The following is a 15,463-nucleotide window of genomic DNA, read 5'->3' on the forward strand; positions in this document are numbered from 1 at the left end:
CTTCTCCTTTGCATTGGTTACAGCAGCTTCTTCCCTAACAGCGATTCGATCAGTTCGACGGCCGCCTCACCGGTTTTATTTTTATGATCAAGTATCGGGTTGACTTCAACAAACTCGGCAGAAGTAATGATATCTGCATCATAAAGCATTTCCATCGCCAAATGGCTTTCCCTGTAGCTGATGCCTCCGACGACAGGGGTGCCGACTCCCGGAGCGTCGCTCGGATCAAGACCGTCCAGATCGAGGCTCAGATGAATGCCGTCGCAATTTGCTGACAGATACTCGATCGTTTCCTCTATCACCTTCGTCATGCCGAGCCTGTCGATTTCATGCATGGTGTAGACTTTCATGCCGGTTTCACGGATATATTTGCGCTCTCCTTCATCAAGCGAGCGCGCACCGATGATGACGACATGCTCCGGCTTGATTTTCGGCGCATAGCCGTGAAGGTTGACCAGCTTTTCGTGGCCGACACCGAGACTTACCGCCAGCGGCATACCGTGGATGTTACCCGACGGTGATGTCTCCAGCGTATTTAAGTCGCCGTGTGCGTCATACCAAATCACGCCGAGCTGTTGATAATGCTTGGCTACCCCCGCCAATGTCCCGATGGCTATGCTGTGGTCTCCGCCCAACACGAGCGGGAAGCGGCGCTGTTCGATGACATTGTCGACGATATCGGCCAGCTTGCAGTTTCCTTCGAGTACGGAAACTAAATTTTTCAGCCCTTTGTCTCCTTTTGGCTGATCGCGGTTGATCGGCACATCGCCAAGATCATCGATATCATAGCCCAGCTCGGTCAGACGTTCCACGATATGAGCGTAGCGAATCGCGCTCGGTCCCATATCCACACCGCGCCGCGCCTGTCCCAAGTCCATCGGCATTCCAATCAGAGAAACTTGCTTATTCATCAATAACCACCTCATCGTTCGTTTTGTTTTGATAGATCAATGCTTCTTGTCGCTCAAGAGTCTGGCGTTTTTTCACAAACATATGATAAACAAAGTAGCAGGCCGACATGAACAAAATTCCGCAGTACAATGCCATTCTCTGCTCTGAATCAAAGGCAAGGCTCACAAGGACGGCGCTGTTTAAAATAAATCCCGTCAGCGGCAAATAAGGATAAAGAGGCGTTTTAAATTTCAAGTCTTCAACCTTACCGCCTTCTTTGACATATCGTCTGCGAAATAGCAGCTGTGATACCGTAATCGTGATCCAGCCGACTTGTGCGCTTAAACCGGCAAGAGACAAAAGCCAGATGTAGAGCGTTTCTGCGGCAACTACGCTTGAGACGAGGGACAAACCGGCAAAACCGAGCGTGATCCACAGCGCATTCATCGGGATCCCTCTTTTATTGACCCGGCTTAAAGCTTGAGCGGCCATTCCTTCTTTCGCAAGGGAATAAAGCATCCTCGTCGATGCGTACAAACCCGAATTCGCCACCGATAATAAAGCAATTAAAATGACAAAGTTCATCAGATCAGCGGCATACGGAATGCCAATTTGTTCAAATACGACAACGAACGGGCTTTCAACAACCCCCGCTTTTTCCCATGGAATCAACCCTGCCAGGACAAATACGGACAAGCCGAAAAACACGAGTGTCCGCCAGACCGTCTGTTTAATGGAGCGGGGCACCGTTTTTTCCGGATTTTCGCTTTCCCCCGCCGCGATCCCGATCAGCTCTGTCCCCTGAAAGGCAAAGTTGACAGTGATCATCGTGATAAAGATCGCGCCGAATCCGTTTGGAAAAATTCCGTCTCCAATCAGATTGGAAAAGAACGGTGCAGCCTGTCCGTCTTTCATATCGATAAGTCCGAACATCGCGCCTCCGCCGAGGATAATAAACAGAAGGATGACGATAATTTTAATACCGGACAGCCAAAATTCCGATTCCCCGAAAGCTTTCGCCGATAGCGCGTTAAGCGAAAAAAGCAGCAGGCCGAAAATCAAACACCATATCCAGACGCCGACATCGGGAAACCATCTTTTCATGAGCTGCCCCGCCGACAAAAATTCCAAAGCGACCGTAACCGACCAGCCGAGCCAGTAGATCCAGCCGACGGCAAATCCTGTGGCAGGCCCGATAAATCTTGTCGCGTACGTCTGAAAAGAGCCTGAAACCGGCATTGCCACTGCGAGCTCCCCAAGGCAAAGCATCGTAAAATACATGATCATTCCGCCCGCTAAATAGGAAAGAATCGCGCCGATCGGCCCGGCTTCATTGATCGTATATCCTGTTCCGAGAAAAAAGCCGGTTCCGATCACGCCGCCAAGCGAGATCATAAACAAATGGCGGGATTTCATCGTTCTTTTCAGTGCATATTGTTCACGGTTTTCATGATTCAAACCGCCTTCACCCCTTCCGTTTCCATTCTCCCTAATGTCAGCTCACCCTATGACATATAGACTATTTTTTAAATCTCCTGAACATTTTCCTGATATTTCAATTTTTGACAAACTTCGCACATACGGCGAAAAAACGGGCTGAACAACCCCCTTATTGTTCAGCCGTCCGCTTTACTTCGACAAAACACGGGTAATCTTTTCAATCGCCCAATCCAGATCCTCATTTGAAATAACAAGAGGAGGCGCAAAGCGAATCACCGTTTCATGCGTTTCTTTGCAGAGCAGGCCTTCTTCTTTCAAACGCTCGCAATACTGACGCGCCGCCTCTGTCAGCTCAACCCCGATGAACAGCCCTCTGCCGCGCACTTCTTTGATTTTTGGATTATCGATTTGCGAGAGCTTCTCTTTAAAATATTCCCCAAGCTCCAACGAACGTTCAGCGAGCCGCTCATCTTCCAGCACTTCAAGGGCGGCGATCGATACGGCGCATGCAAGCGGATTCCCTCCGAAAGTCGACCCGTGCGAGCCCGGATTAAACACGCCAAGCACATCCCGGTTTGCAGCAATACAAGATATCGGGAACACGCCGCCTCCTAGCGCTTTTCCTAAAATGTACATGTCCGGTGTGACATCCTCCCAATCAGAGGCGAACATTTTGCCCGTTCGCGCAAGCCCTGACTGTATTTCGTCAGCGATAAACAAGACATTGCGTTCTTTGCAGACTTCAGCAGCCTGTTTCAAAAAGCCTTCCGGCGGAATGACAATGCCCGCTTCACCCTGAATCGGCTCAATTAAGAAAGCGGCTGTATTCGGTGTGATCGCCTGTTTCAGCGCCTCCAGATCCCCGTATGGAATCAGCTTGATGCCGGGAAGCATCGGCCCGAAACCGCGTTTATATTCTTCTTCTGATGAAAGCGACACAGCCAGCATCGTCCGGCCGTGAAAATTGCCTTCACATGCGATAATTTCCGCCTGATTGTCCGGAACGCCTTTTACATCATAAGCCCAGCGCCGGGCTGCTTTAATCGCTGACTCAACCGCTTCCGCTCCGGTGTTCATCGGCAGAACCATATCTTTCCCCGTTAATGAAGCGACTTTTTCATAGAAAGGACCAAGCTGGTCATTGTGAAAAGCTCTCGACGTCAGGGTGATTTTGTCGGCCTGATCTTTTAACGCCTGGATGATTTTCGGATGCCTGTGCCCTTGATTCACTGCGGAATAAGCGCTCAGCATATCCATGTATCGGTTGCCTTCCGGATCTTTCACCCACGCGCCTTCCGCTTCAGAAATCACGATCGGCAAAGGATGATAGTTATTCGCGCCAAAATGTGCGGTTTGCTTCATAATTTTCTCGGACTTTGATAGAACCGTCATTCTGATTCCTCCTTCTTATTTTTGGACATACATGCCAGATGTCGTATTTTGTTTCACACTATTTTATATGCAAGTATCGTGCCAATCCTTAAAACCGCAAATTTTCAGAACATTGCATGTATAATTCGCAAAAAATTTTGCGGTTTTTATTCAAAGGTGCAAAAATAAATGCATATTTTTTTGCACCCTTATCAAGTCTTCACTTACAATGGAGACAGTTACGAACAAAGGGGGATGTCACTTGCTGAAGGATTATGATTTACTGAAGCTTATTTTTCAAAGAATTATAGATGAAATCGATATCGGCTTGCATGTCGTCGACGAAAACGGCACATCTGTTGTCTATAACAAAAAAATGAGCCAGATTGAAGGGATGGAAGTCGGCGATGTGCTCGGCAAAAACGTGCTGGACGTGTTTACGTTTGCCAGCCAGCATGACAGCACTCTCCTGCAGGCGCTGCATCACGGTAAAACGAACAAAAACGGCAAGCAGACCTACTTCAATAACAAAGGCCAGGAAATTACGACCGTTAATCATACGTTTCCCATTATGGAAAACGGGAATACGAAAGGAGCGGTTGAGATTGCCAAAGATGTCACAAAGCTTGAACGCCTGATCAGAGAAAATATGAACAAAACAGAAAACACAAAGTATACGTTTGACAGCCTGATCGGCGTCAGCCCGGCGTTCAAGGAAGTGATAGAACATGCAAAGCGGGCGACCCGGACCTCTTCCTCCATTCTCATCGTCGGTGACACCGGAACCGGAAAAGAACTGTTCGCCCAAAGTATACATAACGGAAGCCAGCGGTCGACCGGCCCATTCATCTCGCAAAACTGCGCAGCCCTCCCGGAAAGCCTCGTTGAAGGCCTATTATTCGGCACGGCCAAAGGGGCATTCACGGGAGCAGTCGATCGCCCGGGTCTTTTCGAACAAGCAGACGGTGGCACATTGCTCCTTGACGAGATCAATTCTTTGGACTTCAGTTTGCAGGCAAAGCTTTTGCGCGCGATTCAAGAAAAAACGATCAGGCGGATCGGCGCTTCCAAGGATACTCCGATCGATGTCAGGATCATTGCGACGATGAACGAAGATCCAGTCGATGCGGTCAGCGGGCAAAGACTGCGAAAAGATTTGTATTACAGACTGAGCGTCGTCACTTTGTTCATTCCTCCATTAAAAGATCGGAAGGAAGATATCATGCCGCTCACGCAGCATTTTATCGATAAATACAACGCATTGTTCCAAATGGAGGTCAAAGGTTTTGAAGAAGAGGTGCGGCGGTTTTTGCTTTCATATGATTGGCCGGGAAACGTCAGGGAACTTGAACATTTAATTGAAGGCGCCATGAATTTGATGTCTTACGAAGACAAACTGGAGCTGACGCATCTTCCATTGCAATACAGGACGAAACCAGCGGCAAAAAAGCAGCTGCCGCAGCAGGGCTATGATCTGTTCGCCCAGCTTCCTTCCGCCTCAACCGCTCCTTTGAAGGAACAAATCGAGAATGCCGAAAAGTATTATATTCAAAAAACCGTTAAAAAATGCAATTACAATGTGTCACAGGCGGCGCGGGTTCTGGGGATCAGCAGGCAGAGCCTGCAATACAGGCTTAAAAAATGGAAGATCCGCTTTGATCAGGAATCAGAATGATCATCACTAAAAACGAATTTCTTGACTCATACTAAAAAAGGTTTATGCTTTACTTTTGTAAGACCGTTAAGTAAAATCATAACAACTAAATCCAATCAGAAAAGTGGGGAATAAAATGAAGAAAGCCATATTCGCTGTATTATTGACGCTGTTGATCACCGTGATGGCCGCATGCGGCGCGTCAGGGGACAACTCCAAGGATAAAAACGCAGCCGGCGACAGTCTCTGGTCTTCAATTCAAGATAAAGGCGTTTTGACCGTCGGTACTGAAGGAACGTACGAACCATTTACATTCCACGATAAAAAAACAGATCAATTAACAGGTTATGATGTCGAAGTGATGCAGGAAGTCGCCAAGCGCCTCAACCTGAAAGTTGAATTTAAAGAAACGCAGTGGGACAGTATGTTTGCCGGCCTCAACTCCAAGCGTTTTGACGTCGTTGCCAACCAAGTCGGGAAAAAAGACCGTGAAGATCAGTACGATTTTTCTGATTCATATACAACTTCCCAAGCCGTCGTTGTCACAAAAGCGGACAACAACGATATAAAATCTGAAGGGGACGTCAAAGGGAAAAAAGCTGCACAGTCTTTGACAAGCAACTATAATGATCTTGCGAAAAACGCCGGCGCTGAAATCGAAGGCGTGGAAGGAATGGCTCAATCGTTTCAACTGATTCAGCAGGGCCGTGTCGACCTCACCTTTAACGATAAACTGGCGGTGCTGAACTATTTGAAGACATCAGGAAACAAAAACCTGAAAGTCGCTTTTGAAACAGGCGAACCGCAAACTACGCATTTTGCTTTCCGCAAAGGAAGCGGCGAGCTGGTTGACAAGGTCAACTCCGCGCTGAAAGACATGAAAGAGGATGGCACACTCGCGAAAATAGCGAAGAAATGGTTTGGCGAAGATGTTTCTAAGTAATATACAAGCGGCGGCCATCGGCGCGGCGATCCCCTGGGATCTTGTGCGTGAGTCATTTTGGCCGATCTTTTTAAGGGGAATCTATTACTCGATTCCCCTTGCCATTCTCTCTTTTATATTCGGTATGATCATCGCATTGATCACGGCGCTGGCGAGAATGTCCAAATCCCGCATTTTAAGAGCGGTTTTCGGCATTTATGTCTCAGCGATCCGCGGAACGCCGCTGCTCGTTCAGCTGTTCATTATTTTTTACTTGTTTCCAGCGTTTCAAATCACGATTGACCCGTTTCCGAGCGCAATCATTGCCTTTTCATTAAATGTCGGCGCATATGCGTCGGAAATCATCAGAGCTTCCATCCTCTCCGTTCCGAAAGGGCAGTGGGAAGCGGCTTATTCGATTGGAATGACTCAAAAAACGGCGCTTACCAGGGTCATCCTGCCGCAGGCTGTACGCGTGTCGATTCCGCCATTATCCAATACATTCATCAGCTTGGTTAAAGACACATCGCTTGCGTCGCAAATTCTTGTTGCTGAATTATTCCGGAAAGCCCAGGAAATCGGGGCCAGCAATCTTGACCAAATACTAATCATTTATATGGAAGCCGCATTCATCTATTGGATCATCTGCTTTGTTCTCGCGCTTGTTCAGCAGCAGATTGAACGGCGGTTGGACCGGTATGTGGCCAGGTAAGGAGGGAAATAGACAATGCTTGCGATCAAAGAGCTGAATAAATCCTTCGGCGAAAACGAAATCTTAAAAAAAATCGACCTGAACATCGAAAAAGGAAAAGTGATCGCCATTTTAGGGCCTTCCGGTTCCGGCAAGACGACGCTGCTTCGCTGCCTGAACGCTTTGGAAATTCCAAACCGCGGCATTCTTTCTTTTGACGATTTCACCATCGATTTTTCCAAGAAAAATAAACCGGCTGACCTCCTCCGCCTGCGGAGAAAGTCGGGAATGGTATTCCAGGCCTATCACTTGTTCCCGCACCGCACCGTGCTTGAAAATGTGATGGAAGGGCCGGTAAAAGTGCAAAAGCGCAATAAAGCAGAGGTCAAAAAGGAAGCCGTTCAGCTTCTGCAAAAGGTCGGCCTTGAAGACAAAATGGACCTCTATCCATTCCAGCTTTCCGGGGGACAGCAGCAGCGCGTCGGGATCGCCCGCGCTCTGGCCATCAAGCCAGAACTGATGCTTTTTGACGAGCCCACATCAGCGCTTGACCCCGAGCTGGTCGGTGAAGTGCTGAAAGTCATGAAAGACCTTGCGAATGAGGGCTGGACGATGGTTGTCGTCACCCACGAAATCAAATTCGCGCAGGATGTCGCAGACGAAGTCGTCTTTATCGACGGCGGCGTCATCGTCGAACAGGGCCCGCCTGAACAAATTTTCTCAGCCCCTAAGGAAGAGCGAACAAAACAGTTTTTAAACCGGATTTTGAATCCTGTATAAACATACCACCCCTGATCTGACAAGATCAGGGGTTTGTCATTTTTAACGTTCAATCAAATCTCGAATTATTTTGCTAGAATGACAAAGTCCTGTGGATTGGACCGGATGAAAGAACTAATTCTTTTCAGACTGCCGGAAACGATCCCTTGAAATCGCTCGTATAACTCGTTCATTGTATGTAACAGTCCCTGTCTCTCCAGTTCTTTGAAGGCGCTAACTCCTGCGTGAGGGTTATACCCATTAGTTTCAATGACCTGCTTTGTATCTTCGAGCAGTTTCAACAGGTTTTCATCACCGAAATAGCGCAAGGCCCCAGTCACACCTGTCCAGTATCCCGGTGCCTGCAATAAATAGGATACCCAGGAGTAAAACTCTTGGGCGGAGTCCTTTGCATGGTCATAGAAAACCCTAAACATGCACAGGGCCCGCTGACTTCTGTTCAAATTGGTAATCGCTTCTGATTTTGCCGTGGCATCCTTTCCACGAATACTTAGTAGGGTAGACTCAACACATATCCATCCGAGCCTCTCATCACTTAATGTATCAAACTCCGCTTGTGTTATCGTTACTAATGTCATTATCCACATCCAATCTTTTGACTTACACAAATGTCAATAAAAAATTTACTCTGCTCTTACGATAGATAAAGCAGTTTCTGTAATTTCCATTATAACAGTCATCAACTGATGATTTTCTGTTTGCTCTGTTGTTCCTTTTTGTTGTTGCTCCTGCTGCAGTTGCCCTAAGTAGTTCATACCTTGTGATATGGCTCCCCAGAATTGCATAGCCATAAGATTTACACTTCCTTGCCGTATCGAACCTTGTTGCATGCCTTGTTCAATAACCGAAGCGATGGGTTCAATAAATTCTTTTACCCATTCAAAAGGAGAAAGCTGTTCTTCGGTATACAGCAAATGAATGTCTAGACTGATTCTCATGTAAAAACGTGAAAGGGCTGGTTCCTTCAAAACCTGCATGCATACTAATCGTGCATACTCGCTTAACAATTCCAAAGGAGGCCGATCCTGCTGAAAGTGAGACACCGTTTTCTGCTTGGTTTTAGCCATTATATCCTCATACAATTCACGGAATAAGGTTTGCTTGTTCTTAAAATAGTGATACACCAATCCACGCGCCAGGCGAGCCTGTGCTGCAATGTCGCCAATTTCGGTAGCTGAGTACCCTTTTTCAGCATACACCAAGGTGGCTGCTCGTAAAATTTCCTGTTTCCGCTGTCTTCGAATTTCTTCATTCTGTTCCTTTGTACGTGGTGACAAGAAAAAAACCTCTTTTCATTGACATTCATGTCAATCAACATTATAAAAGGATATCGGCAAACTGTCAACAAAAGGTAATATCATTGCGATCTCTTAGGCGTTTAGCAGCTTCGGTTGTAAAAGGAATCAACTCATCTACTCGACTATTACCAACTTTCACAGCACGCTTCCGATTAACAAGCAAAACTCGCCCAACCGCGTCGAAATCAAACTCTTTATTGTCAAGTCTGTGCAAAAGTAAGCCCCTTTAGAAAATCCCGACACCTTCCCCAGGAATCCCGTAAAACGTTGAACGGTTCGAATAACGCTTGAATCAAAGATTTATTTATTCATTTTTTGCCGTCTCATTTATTCAAACTGAAAAAGGTTTGTCGACACAACAAAACAGCCTGATCTCTCTTGATCAGGCTGTTCTTTTTATTCTGCGGCCAGTTTAAACTTGGATGCCGCTTGATTCAATTCTTCCGACAAAGCGGAGAGCTGCTGAATGGCCGATGCGATTTCCTGCATGCCGGCGCTTTGCTGCTCCGCTGCTGCCGCGACTTCCTCAGAACCTGCTGCCTGCTCTTCGGTAACGGCGGAAATCTGCTCCATCGCAGACGAAATGGTTTGATACGATTTTTCGACTTTTAACAAGGACTGAAGCAATTGATCGGTCCGTTCGGTAAATTGAGAGATCCCTTTAAAAATTCCTGAAAAATTCTCGTATGTGCCGTTGATTAATATCTGCCCTTTATCAACCGCTTCGTTTCCTTCCTGAATACGTTCCATGACAAGCCGGCTGCTCTCCTGCGTGCCCGCCACAAGCTGGGAAACGGATAAAGCGGCATCTGCCGAGCGTTCGGAAAGCTTTCTGACTTCTCCCGCAACAACAGCAAAGCCCTGGCCTTCTTCACCGACCCGGGCGGCTTCAATTGAAGCATTGAGCGCCAGCAAATTCGTCTGTTCAGCAATAGAGGAAATCATTCCGATGACTTTTTCAATTTCTTCGGTATGGTTTTGCATCTCTGCTGCCGCTTGTTTGGACTCTTCCATCACGTTTTTAATCGTCTGGGTCTGCCGCAATGTTTCTTCAACAAGCTCCTGTCCGGTCTTGGAATCGTTGCTGACGCCTTCGGCAACGTTCTTCATCTCGTTCACTTCTTCTGTGACATGTGTAAGCTGATGATCGATTTCGGCAGCCGATGTGTGGCAATCCGAAACAGACGAGACAACTTCGTTGATTCCCTCGCTCATGCTGTTCATCGATTCAGCCACCTGGGCCGCGCTTTCGCTCGATTCAGCCGATACATTTTTCAACTGGAGACTCGTCTTGGATACCTCTTCAGAGGAAGCTGAAATTTGTCCAATCAATTGTTGTAAATTTTCGCTCATCCGCTTGAACGATTCGGCAAGCTTTCCGGCTTCATCACGGCTCTTCACAGAAATGTCCGCCGACAGATCGCCGTCGGCAATTTTTTCTGAAGCCTTCATCAGCTGCCTGATCGGCTTCGCGATATAAGAACCGAGAAAATAAGCCATGACCATTCCGAGCAGCAAGACAAATGCTGCGATCGCAATTGTATACCACATCGCTTTTGCCGCTGTCGCCGGAATCACGGAAGCATCAAGATCGATCCCCAAAATTCCCACCTTTTCGCCGGAGCTGTTCTCAAGCGGCAGAAAAATCGACTGGTGAATGCCGTATTCGTCTTCATACACGTCGCTTACTGTCTCTTTGTTTGTCGTCAAGGCTTCTTTCATTTCAGGAGAAAAGCTGTAATCCGTGCCGAAATCATCGGACGTATCCGACAGCACGAGAATCCGCTCCTTCCCGCCCTCATTGGAAAGGATATAGATATTCTCAAGTTTGTTTTTCTTTTTCAGGCTGTCCACAGCCATTTTTGTCTGCTTGTAAAGCGGGTTGTCCGCAGAATCGATTTCAAGCGGATTCCCGTCCAGACGTTTGATTTGGTTTTCAGCAAGATGAATATCGGTATAAAGGCGGTTTTGGAACTGCTGTTTCAGCTGTTCTGACAAGTCTTTGCTGATATAAGTAAACACAGCTGAAAATGATGCGATCGTGATCAAAAGCACTAAGGCGACGCCAATCATAATTTTGACTGAAATGTGTTCTGTTAGCTTTTTCTTCAACGTTTTCATCGTCTATATCCCCTTTAATTTGTCATGAGAGATCCATGCTCCCGGCAGACTTCCGCAATATTTTCTTTTAAATAATCGATTATTCCCGGGACATGTTCAGGCATGGTATACGGAGAAATGACGAAAAATTTGCTGACGCAAAGCGGTATTTCAGTCCCTTCACAGGACTTCACAAGCAAGTGCTTTTTCGTATCGCCAAAAAACATCTTGTCCCTTTTGGTTCCGAGCTTTTCAAATAGTTTTTCAGTGAGTGCATTGTTTCTTTCCAGCTCTTGAATGGTGCATGCACCCGAAATTTCGTCTTCAAACCTAGGTGCACCTTCAGGATAAATGCGAAACAGTGTAGACATGCCGAAGTTGTCCGGGTTCACAATATCGGCCTCCGGAATCTGCTGAGACAGCTGTTCCCTAAAATGCAGGTTGACTTCAAGAAACTGGCCGAGCAGCTTTTGATAACCTTCATAGCCAAATGCCATCAGCGCGCTGTACATACTGATCGAACTGGCCATGCGCGAACATTCCAGCGTGTAGCCCGTATGGTAGTCCCCATAGCCGCGGTGGCCGACATACGGCGTCTCATCAGGATCCAGATCGATCCGTTTTAAGTCGTTGCGATCTTTCACAAGAAACAGGCTTGTCACATAAGGCGTCTGTCCGAGCTTCTGAAAATCAAAGCAAAGCGAATCGGCTGCGTGCAGATGCCTCATTTTTTCCTGAATCGGCTTGATCATGCTGAGGACACCGGGACTGAAGGATAAAGCGTTCTCACTCAGATCGTACTCATTAAAGAAGGCAAAAAATCCTCCCAAGGCGGAATCGGCGTGGATATGCGGAACCGGCAGTCCGAAGCTTTTCGCCGTTTCTTCAGCCGTACGGCGGACAGCGCTCACATCATCGATGCCGATCGCATCTGTCGTTCCTGTCGTCGCTACGATATAAACGGGAATGCCCCCGGCTTCGCAGACTTGTCTAAGCTTCGCTCGCAAATCTTCCGTATCCATCGAATGGTCGAGATTTGTTTTGACTTTAATTAAATGATCGCTCCCGAGTCCTGCGGCTTCCATTGACTTATACAAGCTGTAATGAGCCGCTTCAGAACAAAACGCGTAGAAATTGCCGGGAACCCCTTCCTTGAGCGATGACGGCGCCATTTTGGCAATCGCGATTCTGAGGCCGCTGTATACCGCACCTTGTCCTCCCCATGTCGTGTAGCCTCCGCTTGTTTCGGCATCATACCCCGCAAGCTTTGACATCATCGCCGTAACTTTCACTTCCGCCTCCGCTCCGGCCGGACCGTAAACATCCCACAGGTTGTTGCCATTAACCATGAACGCCGTAAGCATGCCTAATATCCCCGGGATGCTCGCCATCGGCAGAATGTTCGTGAAAAAGTATTTGGTATGATACGGATGGCCGTGCAACAGCTTCAACAGCTCTTCGTTAACTTCTTTCATCGGCGCACCTTCATGCGGAATCCGGCTCTCTGCGACCAGCTCTTCATAAAAGAAGCCCTCACGGTTCTTCTCGCCGCCAAGGTTGACCTGATCCGGATTTTTCAGCTCGTCCACTCCCTTGATCAGCTGTTCGATCAATGATAGGAATTCATGTCTTTTCGCTTCATTTCCGTCCTCGCTCGGAAACCATTTCTGTACATCCGGTGTATTGCGTTGCTGCATGATTTTCTCTCCTGCCTTGTCTTTAATATTTCGGAAAAAGTTTTCACTTGCCATATCGGTATAATATTCCTATATTTTTAGGCCTTCGCTCAAAAAGTTCATGAAATTGTTTTATCTTTTACATTTTCTTTTAAATAAGAAAACTTCTTAACGATAGATTAAGAAGTTTTCGAAACATTTGATCGATATTTCCGTACAATAGAATAATAAATTCATATTGGAAAGGATTTCTTTAAAATGAAACACGGAACAGAGAAAAAGACTTTCAGTATGAGAATGGTGCTCAATGTGTTCGGTCTATTCGCCTTTACCGGCATGATAGTCAGCGCATATACCCAGGCTTATTACTTGGATGAACATCTCGAAATCCGCCGCCTTGTATACATGACGGCAAAAGAGTGGAAAGAATTTTTATTGTTTGTGTCCGGGACGGCCGTCATCTATTTCGTTTTGGCAAATGTTCTTTCATCCAAGAAAAAACGCTGAAGAAAAGATCAGTGCTTTCGTCTTCTCCATTCCTTCATTTCCTCTATAAAGGCAAGATACAGGCAGACGATTAAGGCAATGATCAAAGCGATCCAAACGGGCATCGCCAGAAAAGGTGCATAGTTCAATATAAGCAACAGCACGAGACAGGCTAAAAAGGCAAGGCAGATCAGCCTTACTAAAAAAATCAACGCCATTCCCCTCCTTTTTTCATAAAATCTGCTGTTTTTTCGCTGCAAACTGCTGAACCGCAATGACAGCAAAGAGCCAGCATACAAGAACGGCCCAAGCGCTCGGTTCGCCCATCGGCTCTGTCAAATAGGGCTGGCCGATGCTCGTCGAAAGAAACAAACGGGTCGGGACCCGCTATCAAACTCTTAATTTCTCCCCTCCATAATGGAAAATGTATCTCCACAGCTATCATACATCATTTTCATTAATTGGAATATAATCATAATTATGTAAATTGAAGAGCCGGATGCCGAAATCCGCATTTATCCGTTCTGAAGAATGTGATACAATGACAATCGATTGTTTTTTTTGAAAAGAGGGGAATCCATTGAAGCGGGAACTTGTTTTGCGCTGGCTTTTTTATTTTGTCGGATTGATTGTTTTGTCTTTTGGGGTTTCTCTTACGATTGAAGGGAAAGTGCTCGGCATCGGTCCTTGGGATGCGTTTCACTACGGGCTGTATATGCTTTTGGGCCTTACGGTCGGCCAATGGGCGATTATTGTCGGGGCGGTTATTGTAGGTTTAACGTCCTTATTTACAAAAGCATGGCCGAAAATCGGCGCCGTGCTTAATATGCTGTTAATCGGTATTTTTATAGATTTCTTTACTTATATTCTTCCAGACCCGGAAACGTATATTTCAAGCACTGTCGTATTCGTGATCGGCGTCATTTTTATCGGTTACGGAGTCGGCATTTATGTGTCGGCCGATCTTGGTGCGGGTCCGCGCGACTCCTTGATGCTTTTGATTTCCGAGAAAACGGGCTGGAATGTTCAGTGGGTCCGCAACGGAATGGAGCTGACGATTTTACTGATCGGCTGGCTGCTTGGCGGGCCGATCGGCATCGGCACTGTTTTAACCGCCATTTTAACAGGCCTGATTTTGCGGTTTTCTTTGCCGCAGTCCAAACAGCTTTTAAAAGCAGCAATGACAGGAAGGCGCATCAGAACTGCCAAGCCTGTACATATGTCGCTGAAAAAAAACGGATGAGCGTTTCATCCGTTTTTTTCATTCAGACTTATTTCTTTACTACTGGTATCCAAATCTCTGTGATATGGTCTTGCGCCATAATGTCCCCGTCTTTCGGATAAGCTTCAAATTGCGGAGCGTTTGCCAGTTCATAGCCCGTTGCCGGAAACCACTCCGAGAAGATCCTTTCCCATGTGGCTTGAACAGCGGGATTGACGGGACCGACGGCCTCAAATACGGCCCATGTTGCGGCAGGAATCGGTTTTTCGACACAGCCGTCAGGCGTGTCAGCCGTTGTTTTTTCGACCCCGATGACATAATGGAACGTATCGGCTTGATCATTAAAATCCATGCAGACGCCAAGGAAGCCGAGTTGGCCGATATGCGGCTTCAAAGAATCGGTAAAGCCGTTGTGATTTAATTCGTTCCAAAAAGCCGGAATATCTTTTTTGTTTTGACCATCCCTCACCGTAACCTCCAACGCTTTGCCGATCACCTGAAACGATTCTTTTTCAACAACCTTATAATTCATATCCTCCACTCCTTTTATTTGAATATGAAAGGAAAGACGCGGAAATGCCCTGAGCGTCCGGCCTTTTTCACGGGCCTGTGAAGGGCTGATGCCATGAAGGCGGCTGAATGCCTTTGAAAATGATTCCGGTGTGTTGTAGCCGTACTTAAAAGCAGCATCAATCACTTTTATTTGTGAAGCAGCCAGCTCCTGCGCGGCGACTGTCAGCCTTCTTTTCCGAATATAATCGGCAAGCGTGACACCCGTCAGCATGTAGAACATCCGCTGATAATGAAATTTCGAACAGTATGCGATTTTGGCGATTTCTTCGTGTTTCAGCGGCTGATCCAAGTGCTTTTCAATATAATCGATGCTTTCAGCCAAACGATTCAGAATGTCCATTGCTTCCGCTCCTCTCATT

Annotated in this window: 16 protein-coding genes; 6 read left to right on the forward strand and 10 right to left on the reverse strand. The window is 46.8% G+C overall.

Annotated elements, in window-relative coordinates; translation table 11 throughout:
• Positions 1-17 precede the first annotated feature (17 nt).
• From rocF to QMZ64_RS09085, 3 genes are all read right to left on the reverse strand, one after another.
• Positions 18-911, reverse strand: a complete 894-nt coding sequence (gene rocF / locus QMZ64_RS09075; protein WP_243943563.1) for an arginase — start codon at positions 909-911, stop codon at positions 18-20.
• Entirely contained in the window at positions 904-2,307 is a 1,404-nt protein-coding gene (locus tag QMZ64_RS09080) for an amino acid permease (protein ID WP_265627864.1), read from the reverse strand. The genes rocF and QMZ64_RS09080 overlap by 8 nt, the downstream gene beginning before the upstream one ends.
• A gap of 213 nt (positions 2,308-2,520) precedes the next feature.
• Positions 2,521-3,723, reverse strand: coding sequence for an ornithine--oxo-acid transaminase (locus QMZ64_RS09085; protein WP_265624869.1), 1,203 nt, complete (start codon positions 3,721-3,723; stop codon positions 2,521-2,523).
• Between the two features lie 241 nt (positions 3,724-3,964).
• Here QMZ64_RS09085 and QMZ64_RS09090 point away from each other — a divergent pair, with 241 nt between their 5' ends.
• The 4 genes from QMZ64_RS09090 to QMZ64_RS09105 all read left to right on the forward strand — a co-directional run bounded on the left by QMZ64_RS09090 (position 3,965) and on the right by QMZ64_RS09105 (position 7,749).
• Positions 3,965-5,377 (forward strand): sigma-54 interaction domain-containing protein, encoded by a 1,413-nt coding sequence (locus tag QMZ64_RS09090; protein ID WP_265624870.1) that lies wholly within the window; start codon positions 3,965-3,967, stop codon positions 5,375-5,377.
• Between the two features lie 115 nt (positions 5,378-5,492).
• A complete protein-coding gene (gene tcyA, locus QMZ64_RS09095) occupies positions 5,493-6,299 on the forward strand; it encodes a cystine ABC transporter substrate-binding lipoprotein TcyA (RefSeq protein WP_265624871.1) in 807 nt (268 codons plus the stop codon).
• Positions 6,286-6,990, forward strand: coding sequence for an amino acid ABC transporter permease (locus QMZ64_RS09100; protein ID WP_243943567.1), 705 nt, complete (start codon positions 6,286-6,288; stop codon positions 6,988-6,990). Before tcyA ends, QMZ64_RS09100 begins: the two co-directional genes overlap by 14 nt.
• A gap of 15 nt (positions 6,991-7,005) precedes the next feature.
• A complete protein-coding gene (locus tag QMZ64_RS09105) occupies positions 7,006-7,749 on the forward strand; it encodes an amino acid ABC transporter ATP-binding protein (protein WP_265624872.1) in 744 nt (247 codons plus the stop codon).
• A gap of 65 nt (positions 7,750-7,814) precedes the next feature.
• On the opposite strand, the gene QMZ64_RS09110 is transcribed toward QMZ64_RS09105, so the two are convergent.
• From QMZ64_RS09110 to QMZ64_RS09125, 4 genes are all read right to left on the reverse strand, one after another.
• A complete protein-coding gene (locus tag QMZ64_RS09110; RefSeq protein ID WP_265624873.1) occupies positions 7,815-8,327 on the reverse strand; it encodes a hypothetical protein in 513 nt (170 codons plus the stop codon).
• Between the two features lie 45 nt (positions 8,328-8,372).
• On the reverse strand, positions 8,373-9,026 hold the full coding sequence (locus QMZ64_RS09115) for a TetR/AcrR family transcriptional regulator (protein ID WP_265624874.1): 654 nt from the start codon (positions 9,024-9,026) through the stop codon (positions 8,373-8,375).
• 417 nt (positions 9,027-9,443) lie between these two features.
• Complete coding sequence (locus QMZ64_RS09120) at positions 9,444-11,168, reverse strand: methyl-accepting chemotaxis protein (protein ID WP_243943569.1); 1,725 nt, start codon at positions 11,166-11,168, stop codon at positions 9,444-9,446.
• Between the two features lie 14 nt (positions 11,169-11,182).
• A complete protein-coding gene (locus QMZ64_RS09125; protein ID WP_265624875.1) occupies positions 11,183-12,844 on the reverse strand; it encodes a pyridoxal phosphate-dependent decarboxylase family protein in 1,662 nt (553 codons plus the stop codon).
• A gap of 237 nt (positions 12,845-13,081) precedes the next feature.
• On the opposite strand from QMZ64_RS09125, the gene QMZ64_RS09130 reads away from it, so the two are divergent.
• A complete protein-coding gene (locus QMZ64_RS09130; protein ID WP_265624876.1) occupies positions 13,082-13,330 on the forward strand; it encodes a hypothetical protein in 249 nt (82 codons plus the stop codon).
• 8 nt (positions 13,331-13,338) lie between these two features.
• Here QMZ64_RS09130 and QMZ64_RS09135 read toward each other — a convergent pair whose 3' ends face one another.
• The gene (locus QMZ64_RS09135; RefSeq protein WP_265624877.1) at positions 13,339-13,527 is read right to left on the reverse strand and encodes a hypothetical protein; all 189 of its coding nucleotides are present in this window, start codon (positions 13,525-13,527) and stop codon (positions 13,339-13,341) included.
• Positions 13,528-13,540: 13 nt separating this feature from the next.
• Positions 13,541-13,681: a hypothetical protein gene (locus QMZ64_RS09140; RefSeq protein WP_265624878.1), complete on the reverse strand. Its 141-nt coding sequence runs from the start codon at positions 13,679-13,681 to the stop codon at positions 13,541-13,543.
• 208 nt (positions 13,682-13,889) lie between these two features.
• Here QMZ64_RS09140 and QMZ64_RS09145 point away from each other — a divergent pair, with 208 nt between their 5' ends.
• On the forward strand, positions 13,890-14,552 hold the full coding sequence (locus QMZ64_RS09145; RefSeq protein ID WP_080131238.1) for a YczE/YyaS/YitT family protein: 663 nt from the start codon (positions 13,890-13,892) through the stop codon (positions 14,550-14,552).
• Between the two features lie 28 nt (positions 14,553-14,580).
• Here QMZ64_RS09145 and QMZ64_RS09150 read toward each other — a convergent pair whose 3' ends face one another.
• Entirely contained in the window at positions 14,581-15,444 is an 864-nt protein-coding gene (locus tag QMZ64_RS09150; RefSeq protein WP_265624879.1) for an AraC family transcriptional regulator, read from the reverse strand.
• Positions 15,445-15,463: the final 19 nt, after the last annotated feature.

It is taken from the genome of Bacillus sp. LB7, from assembly GCF_030449715.1.
Taxonomy (GTDB): Bacteria; Bacillota; Bacilli; order Bacillales; family Bacillaceae; genus Bacillus; species Bacillus paralicheniformis.